This is a genomic window from Aeromonas sobria, assembly GCF_050266975.1.
GTDB lineage: Bacteria > Pseudomonadota > Gammaproteobacteria > Enterobacterales > Aeromonadaceae > Aeromonas > Aeromonas sobria_B.
This window is the reverse complement of sequence record NZ_JBKISU010000018.1, coordinates 15,283-29,758: the sequence shown is the minus strand read 5'-3', so window position 1 is coordinate 29,758 and position 14,476 is coordinate 15,283. Positions and strand designations below refer to the sequence as shown.

Here is a 14,476-nt window from a genome sequence, read left to right as displayed (position 1 = left end):
ACCCCTATGCAACATGAGGATCCCCTGGCTCGAGCGAGCAAGGGGGCAGGAGACCAAGATGCAAAAACGTAGAAGAATACGTCTGGTCAAGGCGACAAAGAGCGGCTGGAGCCCCAGACGCAAACTCAAGCTCAACGACACCAAACGCAAGATCTGGCGCCGCAACCGCTCCTATACCCTGCTCATCGCAGAGTAAGGCGGCGATGCCAGTCACAACAAAGGCGCCATCGGGCGCCTTTGTTGCATTCTGCTTCGCCTCGGGGCGATCACCACCAGCCGAGCAGATTGCGCCCCACCAGGGCGCCCCACACCAGCAGGTTCAGTGCCAGGGCGATGAAGACGGCCGCCGACCCCAGATCCTTGGCGCGCCCCGACAGCTCGTGGTGTTCGGATCCGATGCGATCCACCACCGCCTCCACCGCCGAATTGAGGATCTCGACGATCACCACCAGCCAGCTGACCGCGATCAGCAGCAGGATCTGATCCAGGGAGTCGCCGATCCAGAACGCCAGCGGCATTAACAGCACGATCAGGATCAGCTCTTGCCGAAAGGCGGCCTCGTTGAGCCAGGCGGATCTCAGACCCTTCATGCTGTAACCGGTTGCCTTGATGATCCGGGTCAGGCCGGTCGCGCCAGGTTTTGCCACAAAAACTACCTCGGGTAGGGATAAAACGGCCTCACATCCTAGCAGAGCCGGCCAAGGTTTCAATCGACAGGATTTTGCTTTATTTTATCCCTTTGCTTTTTTTCGCCGCCTGTGGCCATGCCACCCACTCGAGACTTGAGTTTCTTATGTCCATTCACACCGATGAATTGCGCACCCGTCGCCTGGAGTCCCTCATCACCCCCAGCGAACTCGCCAGCGCCTTCCCCATTACCGACACGATCGCCCAGAACCTGCTCGATGCCCGCCGCGAAGTGGAAGCCATACTGACCGGTGAGGATCAGCGACTGCTGGTCATCATAGGCCCCTGCTCCATCCATGATCCGGTCGCCGCCCTCGACTACGCCACCCGCCTCAATGTCCTGCGCGAGCAGTACAAAGAGAGCCTGTGCATCGTGATGCGCACTTATTTCGAGAAGCCGCGCACCATAGTCGGCTGGAAGGGGCTCATCAACGATCCCCGCCTCGACGGCAGCTTCGACGTGAATGAAGGGCTGAAACTGGCCCGCAAGCTGCTGGCGGACATCAATGCCCTGGGCATGCCCACCGCCACCGAGTTCCTCGATATGGTGACCGGTCAGTATATTAGCGACCTCATCACCTGGGGTGCCATTGGCGCGCGCACCACCGAATCCCAGGTCCACCGGGAGATGGCCTCCGCCCTCTCCTGCCCGGTCGGCTTCAAGAACGGCACAGACGGCAACACCCGCATCGCCATCGATGCGGTGCGCGCCGCCCGCCACAGCCACATCTTCTACTCCCCGGACAAGGACGGCAAGATGACCATCTACCGCACCGCCGGCAACCCCTTCGGTCACGTGATCCTCCGTGGCGGCCACAGGCCCAACTACGACACCGCCAGCATCGACGAGGCGTGCGAAGCCCTGGCCCAGGTGGGCCTGCCCGAACGGCTGGTGGTGGACTTCAGCCACGGCAACAGCATGAAGGATCACCGCCGCCAGCTACTGGTGGCCCAGGATATCTGCGATCAGCTGCGGCGCGGCCGTACCGGCATCGCCGGCATCATGGCCGAGAGCTTCCTGGTGGAAGGCCGCCAGGAGGTGGAGAACGGCTGCGCCGCCACCTTCGGTCAGAGCATCACGGATGCCTGTCTGTCGTGGAATGACACCGAGACCCTGCTGGCCATGCTGGCCGAAGCGGCCACTGCGCGCCTTGCCAAGACCAACACGAGATAACGGCTGCCTCAATCGCCTTCGGCCAGCGCATCACGGATGCTTGCCTGTCCTGGTCAGACACCGAGACCCTGCTGGTCATGCTGGCCGACGCCGCCCAAGTGCGCCTGCACAAGCTGGGCTGAACAGCCAATAAGCAAAGGGGCCAGTATGTTCGATACTGGCCCCTTTTTCTTGGGCGGCCGATTACGCTGCGCCCCGCTCCTACAAACTGGGCATAAACCAGGTGCGGCCGCCCGCCTCGATCCGCGTCGTCTTGATCTGGAACACCCGCTCGAGCAGCGCCTCGTCGATGATGTCGACGCTCCCCTCGCACACCAGCTTGCCCCCTTGCAGGCAGAGCATGCGATCCGCCCAGTCGATGGCCAGATTGATGTCGTGGATGGCCATCACCACCAGCAGTCCCTGGCGTGCCAACGATTTCAGCAGCCGCAGCAGCGCCAGCTGATGGTGCAGATCCAGCCCGGCCAGGGGTTCATCCAGCAGCAGCAGACGCCCCGCCAGATTGAGTCCGGGCCACACCTGGAGCAGGGTGCGGGCGATCAGCACCCGCTGCTGCTCCCCCCCGGAGAGGCGGCTGAAATCCCGGGCCAGCAACGTATCGAGCTCCAGGGCCTGACAGAGGGTCGCCATGGCGGCCCTGGCCGCCGGGCTCGCAGGATCGCGCCCTCCCAGCCCCAGGGCGAGCACGGCGAAAACGGGGGTATGAAACAGATGGGGCTGACGCTGGGGCAACATGGCGCGGCGCGCCGCCAGCGCCTCCAGGCTCAGGGCGGCGATCCCCTCCCCCTCCAGCAGCACCTCGCCGCGGGCGGGCAGCAGGCCGGCCAGGGAGGCGAGCAGGGTCGACTTGCCGCTGCCGTTCGGGCCCAGCAGGGCCACCAGCTGGCCCCCGGACCAGCTCAGGCTGAGGGGGGCCAGGCGCTGGGCCAGGCAGAGGTCGCGGGCGCAGAGCCGCGCCTTGTCATCAATGGGGCTGGTCATGGGATTGCCTGAGCAGGAGGTAGATAAACAGGGGTGCCCCCACCGAGGCGGTCACCACCCCGATGGGCAGCTCCCCCGCCGCCAGCAGGGTGCGGGCGCAGAGATCCGCCCCCAGCAGCAGGGCGCCTCCCCCCAGGGCCGAGGCGGGCAGCAAGAAGCGCTGATCGCTCACCCCGCACAGGCGCAGCAGATGGGGCACCACCAGGCCGACGAAGCCGATGACGCCGCACAGGGCCACCGCCAGCCCGGTGAGCAGGCAGACCGCCAGCACCAGCCGCACCCGCAGCCGCTGCACGTCCAGCCCCATCAATCTGGCCTGGGATTCCCCCAGCAGCAGCTGTTGCAGCCCCCGTCCCTGCCGGATGAGCCAGAGCAGGGTCAGGGGCATGAGCAGCCACCACCAGCCAAATTGCTGACTGCCATAGGCCAGGCTGCCCATCATCCAGAACATGAATTCGCGCACCGAGCCGTCGTCGGCGAAATACATCAGCCAGGTCATGGCCGCATTGGTGAGGATGCCGATGGCCACCCCCAGCAGCAGCAGACGGGCGCTGCCCAGATGGGCGCGGCGGGCGGCCAGCAGCAGCAGGAGGGTCACCAGCAGGGCCCCGGCGAAGGCGGCCAGGGAGAGGGCCCAGCCCGGCAGCGCCATGTCGGCCCCCTTGGCCAGGGCCATGGCGACCATGGCGGCCAGTCCGGCCCCGCTCGAGACGCCGAGCAGGCCGGGTTCGGCCACCGGGTTGTGCAGCATGATCTGCAGCACGGCGCCGCCGCAGGCCAGAGCGGCCCCCGCCAGCAGGGCGAGCAGGGCCCGGGGCAGGCGCAGCTCCAGCAGGATCTGCTGCTCCAGGGGACCAAGGGGCTGCCAGGGCAGCACCATGAAGGCGCCGACACTCAAGGAGAGCAGCAGCAGCAACAGGGTCAGGCAGAGCAGGCCGAGCAGCAGGCGGCGCTGCAGGCGGCGCTGGCGGGCGATCAGTGTGGTGAACAAGGCATGTCCCGAGCAAAGACCCTTGGGTCGAGATGAGAAGGGGCCAATGATAGCAAGGGAGAGGGTCCTATGGTCAAGGCGCCGAGCCAGGAGAGAGACTGGACCCGCACCATGGGGCGGATGCCGGTGCGCCTGCACGGCGGCCAGGCTATCCCTATCCAGCCCGGTGAAACGGCCGTCGGCCTGCAAGATGCGAAATGGTGGCCAGACGTCGGTGGTCATCGTCAGGCTCGCAGAGCTGGCGCCCCTGTGCCGGACAGCCCCACAGAACACAGCGCCAGCCCACCAGAACCTGTCTCGCTTTTCCTCCCGAGGATCCCGTGTCAAAAATACCTTGGAGAGGGGGTTATGGAGATGGCTCCGCTAGGATATAACAGCAGCCGTCATCGGGAGGCTCCGCCTCCTGCCCATCCTCTTCTCAGTGCCCGATGCGGCCTCACGTAAGGAAGACCCATGAATCCCATTCTCGTCAGCATCGGTCTGCTGGTGTGCAGCAACGTCTTCATGACCTTCGCCTGGTATGCCCACCTCAAGGAGATGAACCACAAGCCCTGGATCATCGCCGCCCTGGTGAGCTGGGGTATCGCCCTGTTCGAGTACCTGTTGCAGGTGCCCGCCAACCGCATCGGCCACAGCGTCATGACGGTGGCGCAGCTCAAGATCCTGCAGGAGGTGATCACCCTCACCGTCTTCGTCCCCTTCGCCGTCTTCTACCTCAAGGAGGAGCTGAAGTGGGACTACCTCTGGGCGGCCCTGTGCATCATGGGGGCGGTGTTTTTTGTGTTTCGCGAGAAACTGGTCGGCGGATAAGGGGTACACTCTTCTCCATTCCCTGTTCACCCTAAAACGAGGCCCATCATGGAGCTGCAAGCGATGCTGACCATATTGGCGAGCCAGGATGGCTCCGACCTCTATCTCTCCACCGGCGCTCCCCCTTGCGCCAAGTTTCAGGGGGCGTTGCGCCCCCTCACCGACACTCCCCTCGCCCCGGGGGAGGTGGCCGCCATCGCCGCCGCCATCATGGACGAGGAGCAGCGCCAGCAGTTCGACAAGGAGCTGGAGATGAACCTCGCCATCTCCCTGCCCCAGACAGGCCGCTTTCGGGTCAACATCTTCAAGCAGCGCAATGAGGTCTCCCTGGTGGCGCGCAACATCAAGACCGAGATCCCCCGCTTCGAGGATCTCAAGCTCCCCCCGGTGCTGCTCGACACCATCATGGAAAAACGCGGCCTGGTGCTGTTCGTCGGCGGCACGGGCTCGGGCAAGTCCACGTCGCTCGCGGCCCTCATCGACCATCGCAACCGCAACAGCGGCGGTCACATCATCACCATCGAGGATCCGGTGGAGTTCGTCCATCGCCACCACAAGAGCATCATCAACCAGCGGGAGGTGGGGGTAGACACCCGCAGCTTCCACGCCGCCCTGAAAAATACCCTGCGCCAGGCGCCGGACGTCATCCTCATCGGTGAAATTCGCGATCGCGAAACCATGGAGCATGCCCTGGCCTTCGCCGAGACCGGCCACCTGGCCATCTCCACCCTGCACGCCAACAATGCCAACCAGGCGCTGGATCGCATCATCAACTTCTTCCCCGAGGAGCGCAGGCCCCAGCTGCTCAACGACCTTGGCAACAACCTCAAGGCCTTCGTCTCCCAGCGGCTGGTGAAGACCACAGATGGCGGGCGCCGGGCGGCGGTGGAGGTGATGCTCGGCACCCACACCATTCGCGATCTCATCAAGCGCGGCGAGTTTGGCAGTCTCAAGGAGGTGATGGAGAAGTCCCGGGCCCTTGGCATGGTCACCTTCGACGAGGCCCTGTTCGATCTGGTGGTGGAAGGGGTGATCGAGGATGAGGAGGCGGTGAAGAACGCCGACTCCCAGACCAACCTGCGCCTCAAGATAAAACTCTGGCGTGACAAGGGGCAGATTGCCGCCAGCAGCGATGCCAGCGGCTGGAGCCTGGAACCCACCGGGGACGAGGGAAGCGATCCCTTCTGACCCTGTCAGGCCCCCATCACCTTGCTGGAACGCCCCGGGTTCCGGCAAGGTGCCTGCCCCGCCACCCTGCTCCTTTCTTGTTCGCGCCGCGCCTTTCCTCTCCCGCCATGAAGCTCGGCCCCCGGCTTCCCCATCCCCCCTGGCAGGACTCTTCCCTGCCCTCTGCCTTCCTCCTCCCTCGCCCCTTTCCCGTCTGAGCGCCACCTGCCGACGCCCCTTGCGACAACTTTTTTCGCACAACTAACAAAGAAATCAATAATAGAGGGTGACCTTTTGTGAAGTGTGACTGAGCGCGCTAAAACATCTTCTCTTAACGGTTAATCTCAGCAGATACCACCAACAAAGGGGATTTAAATGTTATTACAGCCTACCGAAACGGCAACATCCAGACAGTTGCTGAACGAAACCATGGCATTGGTTTTAGCAGGAGGCCGAGGCAGCCGCCTCAAAGAGTTGACGGACCACAGGGCGAAACCCGCCGTACATTTTGGCGGCAAGTTCCGCATCATCGACTTCGTACTCTCCAACTGCGTCAACTCAGGGCTCCGTCGGATAGGCGTAGTGACCCAGTACAAATCCCACAGCCTGCTGCGTCACCTGCAATCGGGCTGGTCATTTCTGCGCAACCAGATGAACGAGTTCATCGATCTGCTGCCGGCCCAGCAGAGGGTGGACGAGGTGAACTGGTATCGCGGCACCGCCGATGCCGTCTATCAAAACCTGGACATCATCCGCGACCACGCCCCCAAATATGTGGTGGTGCTGGCGGGGGATCACATCTACAAGATGGACTACGCCGCCATGCTGCTCGACCACGTCAAGATGGGCGGGCGCGTGACCGTGGCCTGCATCGAAGTGCCACGCAGCGAGGCGAGCGCCTTCGGCGTCATGGCGGTAGATGGGGATCGCAAGATCAATGCCTTCGTCGAGAAGCCCGCCAATCCCCCCGCCATGCCGGGCAAGCCCGACACGGCGCTGGCCTCCATGGGGGTCTACATCTTCGATGCCGAATACCTCTATCAGTTGCTGGAAGAAGACCTGGCCAACGAGGCCTCCCATCACGATTTTGGCATGGACGTGATCCCGCGGGTGGTCAAGGAGGGCACCGCCCATGCTCACCCGTTCAGCATGTCCTGCGTCGGCTGCTGCCCGCAAAAGCGCGCCTACTGGCGCGATGTGGGCACGGTGGATTCGTTCTGGGAGGCGAACATGGATCTCGCCTCCGTCACCCCGGAGCTCGATATCTATGATCAGGACTGGCCCATCTGGACCAGCCAGAGCATGACGGCCCCCGCCAAGTTCGTGCAGGATCAGAACGGCCAGCACGGCATGACCATCAACTCCATGTTTGCCGGCGGCACCATCGTCAGCGGCTCCTTCATCATGAGTTCCGTGCTGTTCCACCATGTGCGGGTCGACTCCTTCTGCACCCTGGATCAGGCGGTGATCTTCCCCGACGTCGAGATAGGGGCCGGCTGTCGCCTGCGCCGGGTGGTGATCGACAAGGATTGCATCCTGCCAGAGGGGCTGGTGGTGGGGGAGAACGCCGACGAGGATGCCCGCCGCTTCTACCGCTCCGAGCAGGGCACCGTCCTGGTCACCAAGGAGATGCTGGCCAGGCTGTGAGCCCAAACGCCCCTGCCCCGTGCCAACACAAAAGACCCCCCGCTGGCGGGTCTTTGCTTCATGCGCAGTATGAGCCCTGGGGGCGGGGCGGCTCAGCCTTTTTGCACCAGGCCTATCCGGCCGGGCTGGCACCACTCGAACATCACCTCCTGGCTCTTGCCACAGCAACCGCCGCCGCACACCCGGCTCTCCCGCTTGGTGACGCGCCCCTTGCGCATCCAGACCCCCAGCATGGCCTCGACGGCATCCTCCGAGGTGTGGAAGTGGCGGGCCAGATCCCGCCGGCTCACCCTCTGCTGCGCCGCCAGATAATCACCCAGTTCGCGCAATATCATGGGGTGACCTCCCCTTGCCGGATCCATCCCCTCGTTGGCGCCATCACAGGGTCACCACCTTGCGCGCGGCGATGTCGCCACGGCGACGGCCAACCCACCACAGCAGCGCCAGGGAGAGGCCATAGCTCGCCACCCAGAGCAGGCTCTGCTCGGGATGGTCGGCGAAGGTGGCCAGCTGGTAGAAAAGGGTGGCACACAGGAAGGCCATGTAGTTGCACCAGGCGGCGGTCAGCAGGGCCCACTGGCGACCGGTTTCCCGCACCAGGGCGCCCATGGCGGCGGCGCAGGGCATGTAGAGCAGCACGAACAGCAGGTAGGCGAAGGCGCCTGCGGCCCCGTCGAAGTGGCTCTGCATGTTGCCATAGGTTGACACGTCCACCTCCTGGGCCTCGGCGGCGGCTTGTCTGTCATCCAGCTCGCCGATCTGGATCCCCATGGGATCGGACGGGTCTATGTCGGCCAGATTGGCGGCCACGGCGGCGATGGCCTCATGGAAGCTGGCCACCAGGGAGAATTCGCTCGCCTCCTCGTCCCCGCCTGCGCCGGCGTAGAGGCTGTTGAGGGTGCCGACCACCGCCTCCTTGGCGAAGATGCCGGTGACGATGCCGACCGTGGCCTGCCAGTTGTCGTCGCGCACCCCGATGGGATGCAGCACCGGGGTCACCGCCTGGCTTATCTTGCTCAGCACCGAGCTTTCCTGATCCTGATGGCCGAAGCTGCCGTCGGTGCCGAGGGAGTTGAGCACGCTCAGCACGGCCACCACCAGCACTATGGTCTTGCCCGCGCCAAAGACGAAGGACTTGAGCTTCTGCCAGGTCTTGATCCCGACGTCGATAGGGCGCGGCCACTCATAGTCCGGCATCTCCATCACCATGGAGTCGCTCTTGCCCGGCAGCAGGGTGCTGCGCAGGAAGAGGCCGGTGAGCACGGCCACCAGGATGCCGATGAGGTAGAGGCCGAACACCAGGTTCTGGCCGGATGCAGGGAAAAACGCCACCGCAAACAGGGCGTAGACCGGCAGGCGGGCGCCGCACGACATGAAGGGGGCCATGGCCGAGGTCATCAGCCTTTCCCGCTCGGAGTTGAGGGTGCGGGTCGCCATCACCGAGGGCACTGTGCAACCAAAGCCCATCAGCATGGGGACGAACGCCTTGCCCGGCAGGCCGAGGCGGCGCATCAGGGCATCCACCACGAAGGCGGCCCGGGCCAGATAGCCCGAGCTCTCCAGCACGGCGAGAAACAGATAGAGGCAGCCAATCACCGGGATGAAGGTGGCCACGGTCTGTAGGCCCACCCCGAAGCCGTCCGCCAGCAGGGCACCGAGCCAGTCGGGTGCCTGGACAAGACCCAGCAGGTGGTGTACCCCATCGACGAACAGGGCGCCCCCCATGATGTCGAAGAAGTCGATGAAGGCGCTGCCCACATTGATGGCGAACAGGAACATCAGGTACATCACCAGCAGGAAGAAGGGGATGCCAATCCAGCGGTTGAGCAGCGCCCGGTCCAGCCACTCGCTCTGGGCCTGGGTGAGCTTGCCCTTGTGCTGGCGCGCCTGGCTCCCCCAGTGATGGATGTGGCCGTAGCGAATATCGGCCAGTTGCAGGTCGACGTCCTGGGTCTGGTGCGCTCGGGCGACCACGTTGGCGGCCGCCGCCCCTTGGCCCGGCAGCAGGGTCTCCTGCATCGCCTCATCCTCTTCCAGCAGGCGCAGGGCCCGGCCGCGGGCGCTGAGGTGATGGGGGGCGAGCAGGGTCTCCAGCTCCGCCAGATCCTGCTCGAGGGGCTGGCCATAATCGAGCCGCAAGGCCGATTGGGCCTGATCGGTCAGGGCGGGGATCTGGCGCTTGAAGGCGGCGACCTGCTGGCGATTGTGGGCAGAGAGGGCCACCACGGGGCAGCCCAGCGCCTCGGCCAGCAGGGCTTCGTCTATCACTTCCCGCCGCTTTTGCAAGATATCCATCTTGTTGAGCACCACCACCATGGGCAGCCCCAGCTCCCGCAGTTGCAGGGTCAGATAGAGGGATCGCTCCAGATTGGCGGCGTCGATGACGTTGAGCACCAGATCCGGCCGCTGGCCCAGGGCAAAGCGGCTGGCGATCTGTTCGTCCAGGCTGCCATCCTCACCGGCCAGGCTATAGATGCCGGGCAAGTCCATCAGCTTGCACTCATGCTCGCCCGCGCGAAACGCCCCCATCTTCTTGTCGACCGTGACCCCGCTCCAGTTGCCCACCTGCTGGCGGGCCCCGGTGAGGGCGTTGAACAGCGAGGTCTTGCCGCTGTTGGGGTTGCCGACGGTAACCAGGGAGTAGCTCATACCGGTTCTACCTCTGTGTGCCCTTGGGCAGGGCGATGGCGTGGTGACAAGGCATTCATACCGGTTCCACCTCTATTTGCTGGGCGAGACTCTTCTGCATGGAGAGGCAGATCCCCTGGCACTGGATCTGAAGCGGATCCCCGAGGGGGGCGGCCCGCAGATAGATGATCTCGGCCTGGGGCAACAGGCCCATCACCATCAGCTTGCGTCGCAGGGTGCGACCAAGATGGTTCATGTGTGTGATGCGAGCACTCTGCCCCGGCGACAACTGCGTGAGTACCATGACGGGCTCCTGAGGTTAAACAAGAATAATTCGCTTTTAGTGGGAGGATTATAAGCTGTGCCCCCAACATTAATTTGCGTAAAATCAAACTCCCCTCAGCTAATCCACAAAGAAAGACCATGACTCCAGACAACAACAGCCGCCTGGTTTACAGCACGGATGGCGGCCTCATCAAGGAACAGGCCAGCCCCCAGAGCGCCTCCCCCTTCCCCGCCGACGGCATGGTGCGCATTCGCCGCGAGACCAAGGGGCGCAAGGGCGCCGGCGTCATCAGCATCCATGGCGTCCCCGCCGATCAGCAGAAGGCCATCGCCACCCTGCTCAAGAAGAAATGCGGCACCGGCGGCGGCCTCAAGGAGGGGGTGATCGAGATCCAGGGGGACAAACGGGACCTTATCAAGGCCGAGCTGGAGAAGGCGGGCTTCACCGTCAAGCAGGTCGGCGGCTAGTCGGCCCGCCCTGCGCCTTGAAATGCCAAGGGAAGTTCCCTAGAATGCCCGCTCCCATCGAGGGGGAGTAGTCTCTGACGGGCGACACAGCCCGCAGACCCTGATCAACATACTTGGTGCCAACTCACCATGGTCAGGGTGATCCGCAAGAGCAATGCCGGATTTGACAAGACCTTTGACGGGCCAGTGCCAATACCGGGGACGGATGGCGCAGGCTTGTCTCTGGTTTATAACAATTCCGTCCCCCGGTAATCTTTATGGAAGCCCTGTTAACCTCCACCCTGAGCGTGGCCATCGCCGAGATCGGCGACAAGACCCAGCTGCTCGCACTCCTGCTTATCTGTCGTTTCCGCGCCCCCTGGCCCATCATCGCCGGCATGCTGGCCGCCACCCTGCTCAACCACGCGGCCGCCGCCTGGATTGGCGAACTGGTCAGCCGCTGGCTCGATCCCAGGCTGATGACCTATCTGGTGGCGGGCGCCTTCATCGCCATGGCGGTCTGGATCCTGGTGCCGGACAAGCTGGACGACGAGGAGAGTTCGCTGGACAAATACGGCCCCTTCCTCGCCACCTTCGTGCTCTTCTTCATCGCCGAGATAGGTGACAAGACCCAGATTGCGACCGTGCTGCTGGCCGCCAAGTACGACTCCCTCACCCAGGTGATCGCCGGCACCACCCTCGGCATGATGCTGGCCAACGTGCCCGTGGTGCTGCTCGGCAAGCTGGGGGCGGACAAGCTGCCCCTCAAGGGGATCCGCATCGGCTGCGCCATCCTGTTCGCCACCCTTGGCATCAGCACCCTGATCGTCGCCCCCTGATCCCATCACGGTCATGACCTCCAGGCCCCCTCCCCGCGAGGAGGCCTGCCTTTATCTGGCCCAGCCCTGTGCTGCTATTGCCAGCTGCCGTTGCCTCGTTCCCCCTTCCCTATGCCATGGCGCCGCCAAACTGCCCGGTACCGCAGCCAGTGGCCAGTTGCCTTGTTCACCCTGCGCCATGCCATGGCGCCGCCAAACGGCCCGTCGCTGCCATTGCCTTGTTCACCCTGTGCTATGCCATAATGCGGCAAACTGCCCGGAGCCCGCCCATGCACCATCACGCCCGCCGCCCTTTGCTCGACTGGATCAAGCAAGGCCGACTCGCCCCCGACCGGCTCGCCGATGCCCTGCGTCTGGCCGAGCTGCCCCCCGGCCCCGACCGCTGGCGCCAGCTGTTCGATCGCCTGTTGCTGCTGCTCGGCTGCCTCTGCCTCGGGGCCGGCATCATCTTCTTCGTCGCCTTCAACTGGCAGGGGCTGGGGCGCCTGCCGCGCCTCGGCCTGGTCGAGCTGCCCCTGCTGGCCATGCTGCTGGTGCTGTGGCGCGCCCCCTTGAGCGATGGCGCCCGCCAGGGTCTGCTGCTCTTGTGCGCCCTCAACCTCGGCGCCCTGCTCGCCCTGGTGGGCCAGACCTATCAGACCGGGGCCGATCCCTGGCAGCTGTTCGCGCTCTGGGCCCTGCTGCTGCTGCCCTGGGCCCTCCTGGGTCAGAGCCCTCTGCTCTGGACCCTGAGCTGGCTGCTGAGTCAGCTCGCCCTGGTGCTCTACTGGCGCCTTGGCCTCTTCAACCTCTTCTTCTCCTTCAACGAAGAGGGGCTGGCCTGGTGCCTCGCCCTGCTCAACGCCCTGCTCTGGCTGCTGCTGTGGCGCCTGCCGGGGCGCTACCGGCTGATGCCCGCCTACCTGCCGGCCCTGGCGGCCGGGCTCGGGGTCACCCTGCTGGTGCTGCTCAGCCTGTTCGATGCCGCCTCCCCCTGGGCCTGGCCCGCCTGGCTGCTCTGGCTCGGCGCCGCCTATGGCTGCTGGCACCACCGCTTCATCACCGGGCTCGCCATGGCGTGCCTGAGCGTCATCGCCGTGCTGCTGGCGGCGCTCGGCAAGTGGATGGAGCCCGACGTGAACGGTTTTTTGCTGCTCTGCATCATCGCCATCGTCCTGTCGGTGGCGGCCAGCCGCTGGCTGCAACACCAGCGCCGGGAGGCCCGCCATGACGCCTGATACCCCTCACCACCACGCCGGGAGCCCCCATGTCCTCACCCGCTGAACTCTGGCAAATCCTGCGCTCGGCCTCCCTGGTCGAGGGGGAGATGCCCCAAAGCCAGGAGCCCCACTGGGCCACCCGTTTCATGCTGGGGGTGGTCGGCTGGCTCGCCGCCCTCTTCCTGCTGTTCTTCCTGTTTCTGAGCTTTGGGGATCTGGCCCGCAGCCCGGATCAGGCCCTGGCCATGGGCGCGGCCCTGCTGGCCGTCGCCCTGGTGCTCAATCGCCGTGCCCGGGGGGGCGATCTCTGGGATCAGTTAGTGCTGGCCCTGACCCTGGCGGCCGACGCCTGGCTCATCGCCGGGCTGGTGGATAGGATGGATCTGCACTCCTTCGCCGCCTGGGCCGGGCTGTGCGCCCTGGCCTTCGCCATCGCCTTCCTGTTCGATCACTGGCTGATCCGGCTGTTTCACGCCCTGGCCGCCGCCCTGCTGCTGACCCTGGCCCTCGCCTGCCTCGGCTGGCAGGCCCTGGCCGTGCCCCTGGTGATGGGGTTGCTCGCCGGCTGCTGGCTCTGGGCCGAGCGTCGAGCGCACCAGTATGATCGCTACGAGGCCATGGCCTTTGGCCTGGCGCTCTCCCTGCTGCTGCTCGGCCACCTGCATCAACCTCTGCTCGGCGAGGCGAGCCTGCTCGAGGAGCTGGGCCAGCCGCGCCTGCCCCACTGGCTCAACCCCTTGCTGTGCGCGGCCGTGCTGCTGGCCCTGCTGTACCACCTGCGTCTGCCCTGGCGCCAGGGGATCCTTGCCCTGCCCCTGGTGCTGCTGGCGGCCCTGATCCCCGGCATGGGGGCCGGCGCCCTGGTGCTCCTGCTCGGCTTCTATGGGGGGAGCCTGGGCATGATGGCCCTGGCCGCCCTGCTGCTGCTCGGCTTTGGCTCCCTCTATTACTACGATCTGGCGCTACCGCTGATGACCAAGTCCTGGCTGCTGCTGGGCTCAGGCGCCCTGCTGCTGTTGATCCGCGCCCTCTTGCTGCGCGTAAGGAGCGTCTCATGAGATCCCTTGCCATCCTGCTCTGCGGCCTCGTCATCCTGCTGGGGGTCAATGTCGGCGTCTGGCGTCTCGAGCACGCCATCGAGACGGGGGAGCCCGTGCTGCTGCGTCTGGCTCCGGTGGATCCCCGCTCCCTGATGCAGGGGGACTATATGCGGCTCAACTATGAGCTGGCGCGGGAGTGGGCCCAGGCCCATCCCGCCCCGGCCCGGGGGCGGCACACCCTGGTGATCCGCCTCGACGCACAGGGGGTGGCCCACTGGCAAGGCGACAGCGAGGGCGCCGGGCTGGCGCCGGACGAGCGGCGACTCATCCTCACCCGGGAGGAGGGGCAAACCCGGATTGGGCCGGACGCCTACTTCTTCGAGGAGGGCCAGGGAGATCGCTTCAGCGCCGCCGCCTATGGCGAGTTTCGCCTGCAGCAGGATGGCAACGTGCTGCTGGTGGGGCTGCGGGACGGCGACCTGCGCCCCCTCGGTCCGATCCGGGGTCGCTGGTAGCCCCTGAGCCAGGGCCTGGGCCACTGGCGAAATCCCGCGCCTTGACAACACTCAAGGCTGACCGCA

Annotated in this window: 16 protein-coding genes; 10 read left to right on the top strand and 6 right to left on the bottom strand. The window is 65.2% G+C overall.

What is annotated here, in order from left to right; genetic code table 11:
* Nucleotides 1–58 precede the first annotated feature (58 nt).
* Nucleotides 59–196 carry a hypothetical protein gene (locus tag ACLHZ1_RS11790; RefSeq protein WP_408794791.1) on the top strand — a complete coding sequence of 46 codons (138 nt, stop codon included), beginning with the start codon at nt 59–61 and terminating at the stop codon, nt 194–196.
* Nucleotides 197–266: 70 nt separating this feature from the next.
* On the opposite strand, the gene ACLHZ1_RS11785 is transcribed toward ACLHZ1_RS11790, so the two are convergent.
* Nucleotides 267–647 carry a diacylglycerol kinase gene (locus tag ACLHZ1_RS11785; RefSeq protein WP_408794788.1) on the bottom strand — a complete coding sequence of 127 codons (381 nt, stop codon included), beginning with the start codon at nt 645–647 and terminating at the stop codon, nt 267–269.
* 146 nt (nt 648–793) lie between these two features.
* Between ACLHZ1_RS11785 and ACLHZ1_RS11780 the strand changes: the two genes are divergently transcribed.
* Entirely contained in the window at nt 794–1,861 is a 1,068-nt protein-coding gene (locus tag ACLHZ1_RS11780) for a 3-deoxy-7-phosphoheptulonate synthase (RefSeq protein ID WP_427262245.1), read from the top strand.
* A 201-nt stretch (nt 1,862–2,062) separates the two neighbouring features.
* On the opposite strand, the gene ACLHZ1_RS11775 is transcribed toward ACLHZ1_RS11780, so the two are convergent.
* Together ACLHZ1_RS11775 and btuC are read right to left on the bottom strand one after the other, a co-directional pair.
* Nucleotides 2,063–2,842, bottom strand: coding sequence for an ATP-binding cassette domain-containing protein (locus tag ACLHZ1_RS11775; RefSeq protein WP_427262244.1), 780 nt, complete (start codon nt 2,840–2,842; stop codon nt 2,063–2,065).
* A complete protein-coding gene (btuC, locus tag ACLHZ1_RS11770) occupies nt 2,826–3,833 on the bottom strand; it encodes a vitamin B12 ABC transporter permease BtuC (protein WP_408794779.1) in 1,008 nt (335 codons plus the stop codon). The genes ACLHZ1_RS11775 and btuC overlap by 17 nt, the downstream gene beginning before the upstream one ends.
* A 453-nt stretch (nt 3,834–4,286) precedes the next feature.
* Here btuC and ACLHZ1_RS11765 point away from each other — a divergent pair, with 453 nt between their 5' ends.
* From ACLHZ1_RS11765 to glgC, 3 genes are all read left to right on the top strand, one after another.
* Nucleotides 4,287–4,643 (top strand): DMT family protein, encoded by a 357-nt coding sequence (locus ACLHZ1_RS11765; RefSeq protein WP_427262243.1) that lies wholly within the window; start codon nt 4,287–4,289, stop codon nt 4,641–4,643.
* Between the two features lie 48 nt (nt 4,644–4,691).
* Nucleotides 4,692–5,831 (top strand): type IVa pilus ATPase TapW, encoded by a 1,140-nt coding sequence (gene tapW, locus ACLHZ1_RS11760; RefSeq protein ID WP_427262242.1) that lies wholly within the window; start codon nt 4,692–4,694, stop codon nt 5,829–5,831.
* A gap of 354 nt (nt 5,832–6,185) precedes the next feature.
* Nucleotides 6,186–7,457, top strand: coding sequence for a glucose-1-phosphate adenylyltransferase (glgC, locus tag ACLHZ1_RS11755; RefSeq protein ID WP_427262241.1), 1,272 nt, complete (start codon nt 6,186–6,188; stop codon nt 7,455–7,457).
* A 92-nt stretch (nt 7,458–7,549) separates the two neighbouring features.
* Here glgC and ACLHZ1_RS11750 read toward each other — a convergent pair whose 3' ends face one another.
* From ACLHZ1_RS11750 to ACLHZ1_RS11740, 3 genes are read right to left on the bottom strand one after another with little or no spacing between them, the layout of a single operon-like run.
* Entirely contained in the window at nt 7,550–7,792 is a 243-nt protein-coding gene (locus ACLHZ1_RS11750) for a FeoC-like transcriptional regulator (RefSeq protein WP_427262240.1), read from the bottom strand.
* A 43-nt stretch (nt 7,793–7,835) separates the two neighbouring features.
* Nucleotides 7,836–10,106: a Fe(2+) transporter permease subunit FeoB gene (feoB, locus tag ACLHZ1_RS11745; RefSeq protein ID WP_427262239.1), complete on the bottom strand. Its 2,271-nt coding sequence runs from the start codon at nt 10,104–10,106 to the stop codon at nt 7,836–7,838.
* Nucleotides 10,107–10,161: 55 nt separating this feature from the next.
* Nucleotides 10,162–10,389 carry a FeoA family protein gene (locus ACLHZ1_RS11740; protein WP_427262238.1) on the bottom strand — a complete coding sequence of 76 codons (228 nt, stop codon included), beginning with the start codon at nt 10,387–10,389 and terminating at the stop codon, nt 10,162–10,164.
* Nucleotides 10,390–10,508: 119 nt separating this feature from the next.
* Between ACLHZ1_RS11740 and ACLHZ1_RS11735 the strand changes: the two genes are divergently transcribed.
* The 5 genes from ACLHZ1_RS11735 to ACLHZ1_RS11715 all read left to right on the top strand — a co-directional run bounded on the left by ACLHZ1_RS11735 (nt 10,509) and on the right by ACLHZ1_RS11715 (nt 14,410).
* Nucleotides 10,509–10,838: a translation initiation factor gene (locus ACLHZ1_RS11735; RefSeq protein WP_427262237.1), complete on the top strand. Its 330-nt coding sequence runs from the start codon at nt 10,509–10,511 to the stop codon at nt 10,836–10,838.
* Between the two features lie 257 nt (nt 10,839–11,095).
* Nucleotides 11,096–11,656 carry a TMEM165/GDT1 family protein gene (locus ACLHZ1_RS11730; RefSeq protein ID WP_408794755.1) on the top strand — a complete coding sequence of 187 codons (561 nt, stop codon included), beginning with the start codon at nt 11,096–11,098 and terminating at the stop codon, nt 11,654–11,656.
* A 269-nt stretch (nt 11,657–11,925) separates the two neighbouring features.
* A complete protein-coding gene (locus ACLHZ1_RS11725; RefSeq protein ID WP_427262236.1) occupies nt 11,926–12,873 on the top strand; it encodes a DUF2157 domain-containing protein in 948 nt (315 codons plus the stop codon).
* Nucleotides 12,874–12,902: 29 nt separating this feature from the next.
* Nucleotides 12,903–13,913 carry a DUF4401 domain-containing protein gene (locus tag ACLHZ1_RS11720; protein ID WP_427262235.1) on the top strand — a complete coding sequence of 337 codons (1,011 nt, stop codon included), beginning with the start codon at nt 12,903–12,905 and terminating at the stop codon, nt 13,911–13,913.
* The gene (locus ACLHZ1_RS11715; protein WP_427262234.1) at nt 13,910–14,410 is read left to right on the top strand and encodes a GDYXXLXY domain-containing protein; all 501 of its coding nucleotides are present in this window, start codon (nt 13,910–13,912) and stop codon (nt 14,408–14,410) included. Before ACLHZ1_RS11720 ends, ACLHZ1_RS11715 begins: the two co-directional genes overlap by 4 nt.
* Nucleotides 14,411–14,476 lie beyond the last annotated feature (66 nt).

What these genes read in the sequence shown, in the direction of transcription:
- ACLHZ1_RS11790 (WP_408794791.1), top strand. Translation starts at nt 59, where the DNA reads ATGCAAAAACGTAGAAGAATACGTCTGGTCAAGGCGACAAAGAGCGGC.
- ACLHZ1_RS11780 (WP_427262245.1), top strand. Translation starts at nt 794, where the DNA reads ATGTCCATTCACACCGATGAATTGCGCACCCGTCGCCTGGAGTCCCTC.
- ACLHZ1_RS11775 (WP_427262244.1), bottom strand. Translation starts at nt 2,842, where the DNA reads ATGACCAGCCCCATTGATGACAAGGCGCGGCTCTGCGCCCGCGACCTC.
- ACLHZ1_RS11765 (WP_427262243.1), top strand. Translation starts at nt 4,287, where the DNA reads ATGAATCCCATTCTCGTCAGCATCGGTCTGCTGGTGTGCAGCAACGTC.
- tapW (WP_427262242.1), top strand. Translation starts at nt 4,692, where the DNA reads ATGGAGCTGCAAGCGATGCTGACCATATTGGCGAGCCAGGATGGCTCC.
- glgC (WP_427262241.1), top strand. Translation starts at nt 6,186, where the DNA reads ATGTTATTACAGCCTACCGAAACGGCAACATCCAGACAGTTGCTGAAC.
- ACLHZ1_RS11750 (WP_427262240.1), bottom strand. Translation starts at nt 7,792, where the DNA reads ATGATATTGCGCGAACTGGGTGATTATCTGGCGGCGCAGCAGAGGGTG.
- feoB (WP_427262239.1), bottom strand. Translation starts at nt 10,106, where the DNA reads ATGAGCTACTCCCTGGTTACCGTCGGCAACCCCAACAGCGGCAAGACC.
- ACLHZ1_RS11740 (WP_427262238.1), bottom strand. Translation starts at nt 10,389, where the DNA reads ATGGTACTCACGCAGTTGTCGCCGGGGCAGAGTGCTCGCATCACACAC.
- ACLHZ1_RS11735 (WP_427262237.1), top strand. Translation starts at nt 10,509, where the DNA reads ATGACTCCAGACAACAACAGCCGCCTGGTTTACAGCACGGATGGCGGC.
- ACLHZ1_RS11730 (WP_408794755.1), top strand. Translation starts at nt 11,096, where the DNA reads ATGGAAGCCCTGTTAACCTCCACCCTGAGCGTGGCCATCGCCGAGATC.
- ACLHZ1_RS11725 (WP_427262236.1), top strand. Translation starts at nt 11,926, where the DNA reads ATGCACCATCACGCCCGCCGCCCTTTGCTCGACTGGATCAAGCAAGGC.
- ACLHZ1_RS11720 (WP_427262235.1), top strand. Translation starts at nt 12,903, where the DNA reads ATGTCCTCACCCGCTGAACTCTGGCAAATCCTGCGCTCGGCCTCCCTG.
- ACLHZ1_RS11715 (WP_427262234.1), top strand. Translation starts at nt 13,910, where the DNA reads ATGAGATCCCTTGCCATCCTGCTCTGCGGCCTCGTCATCCTGCTGGGG.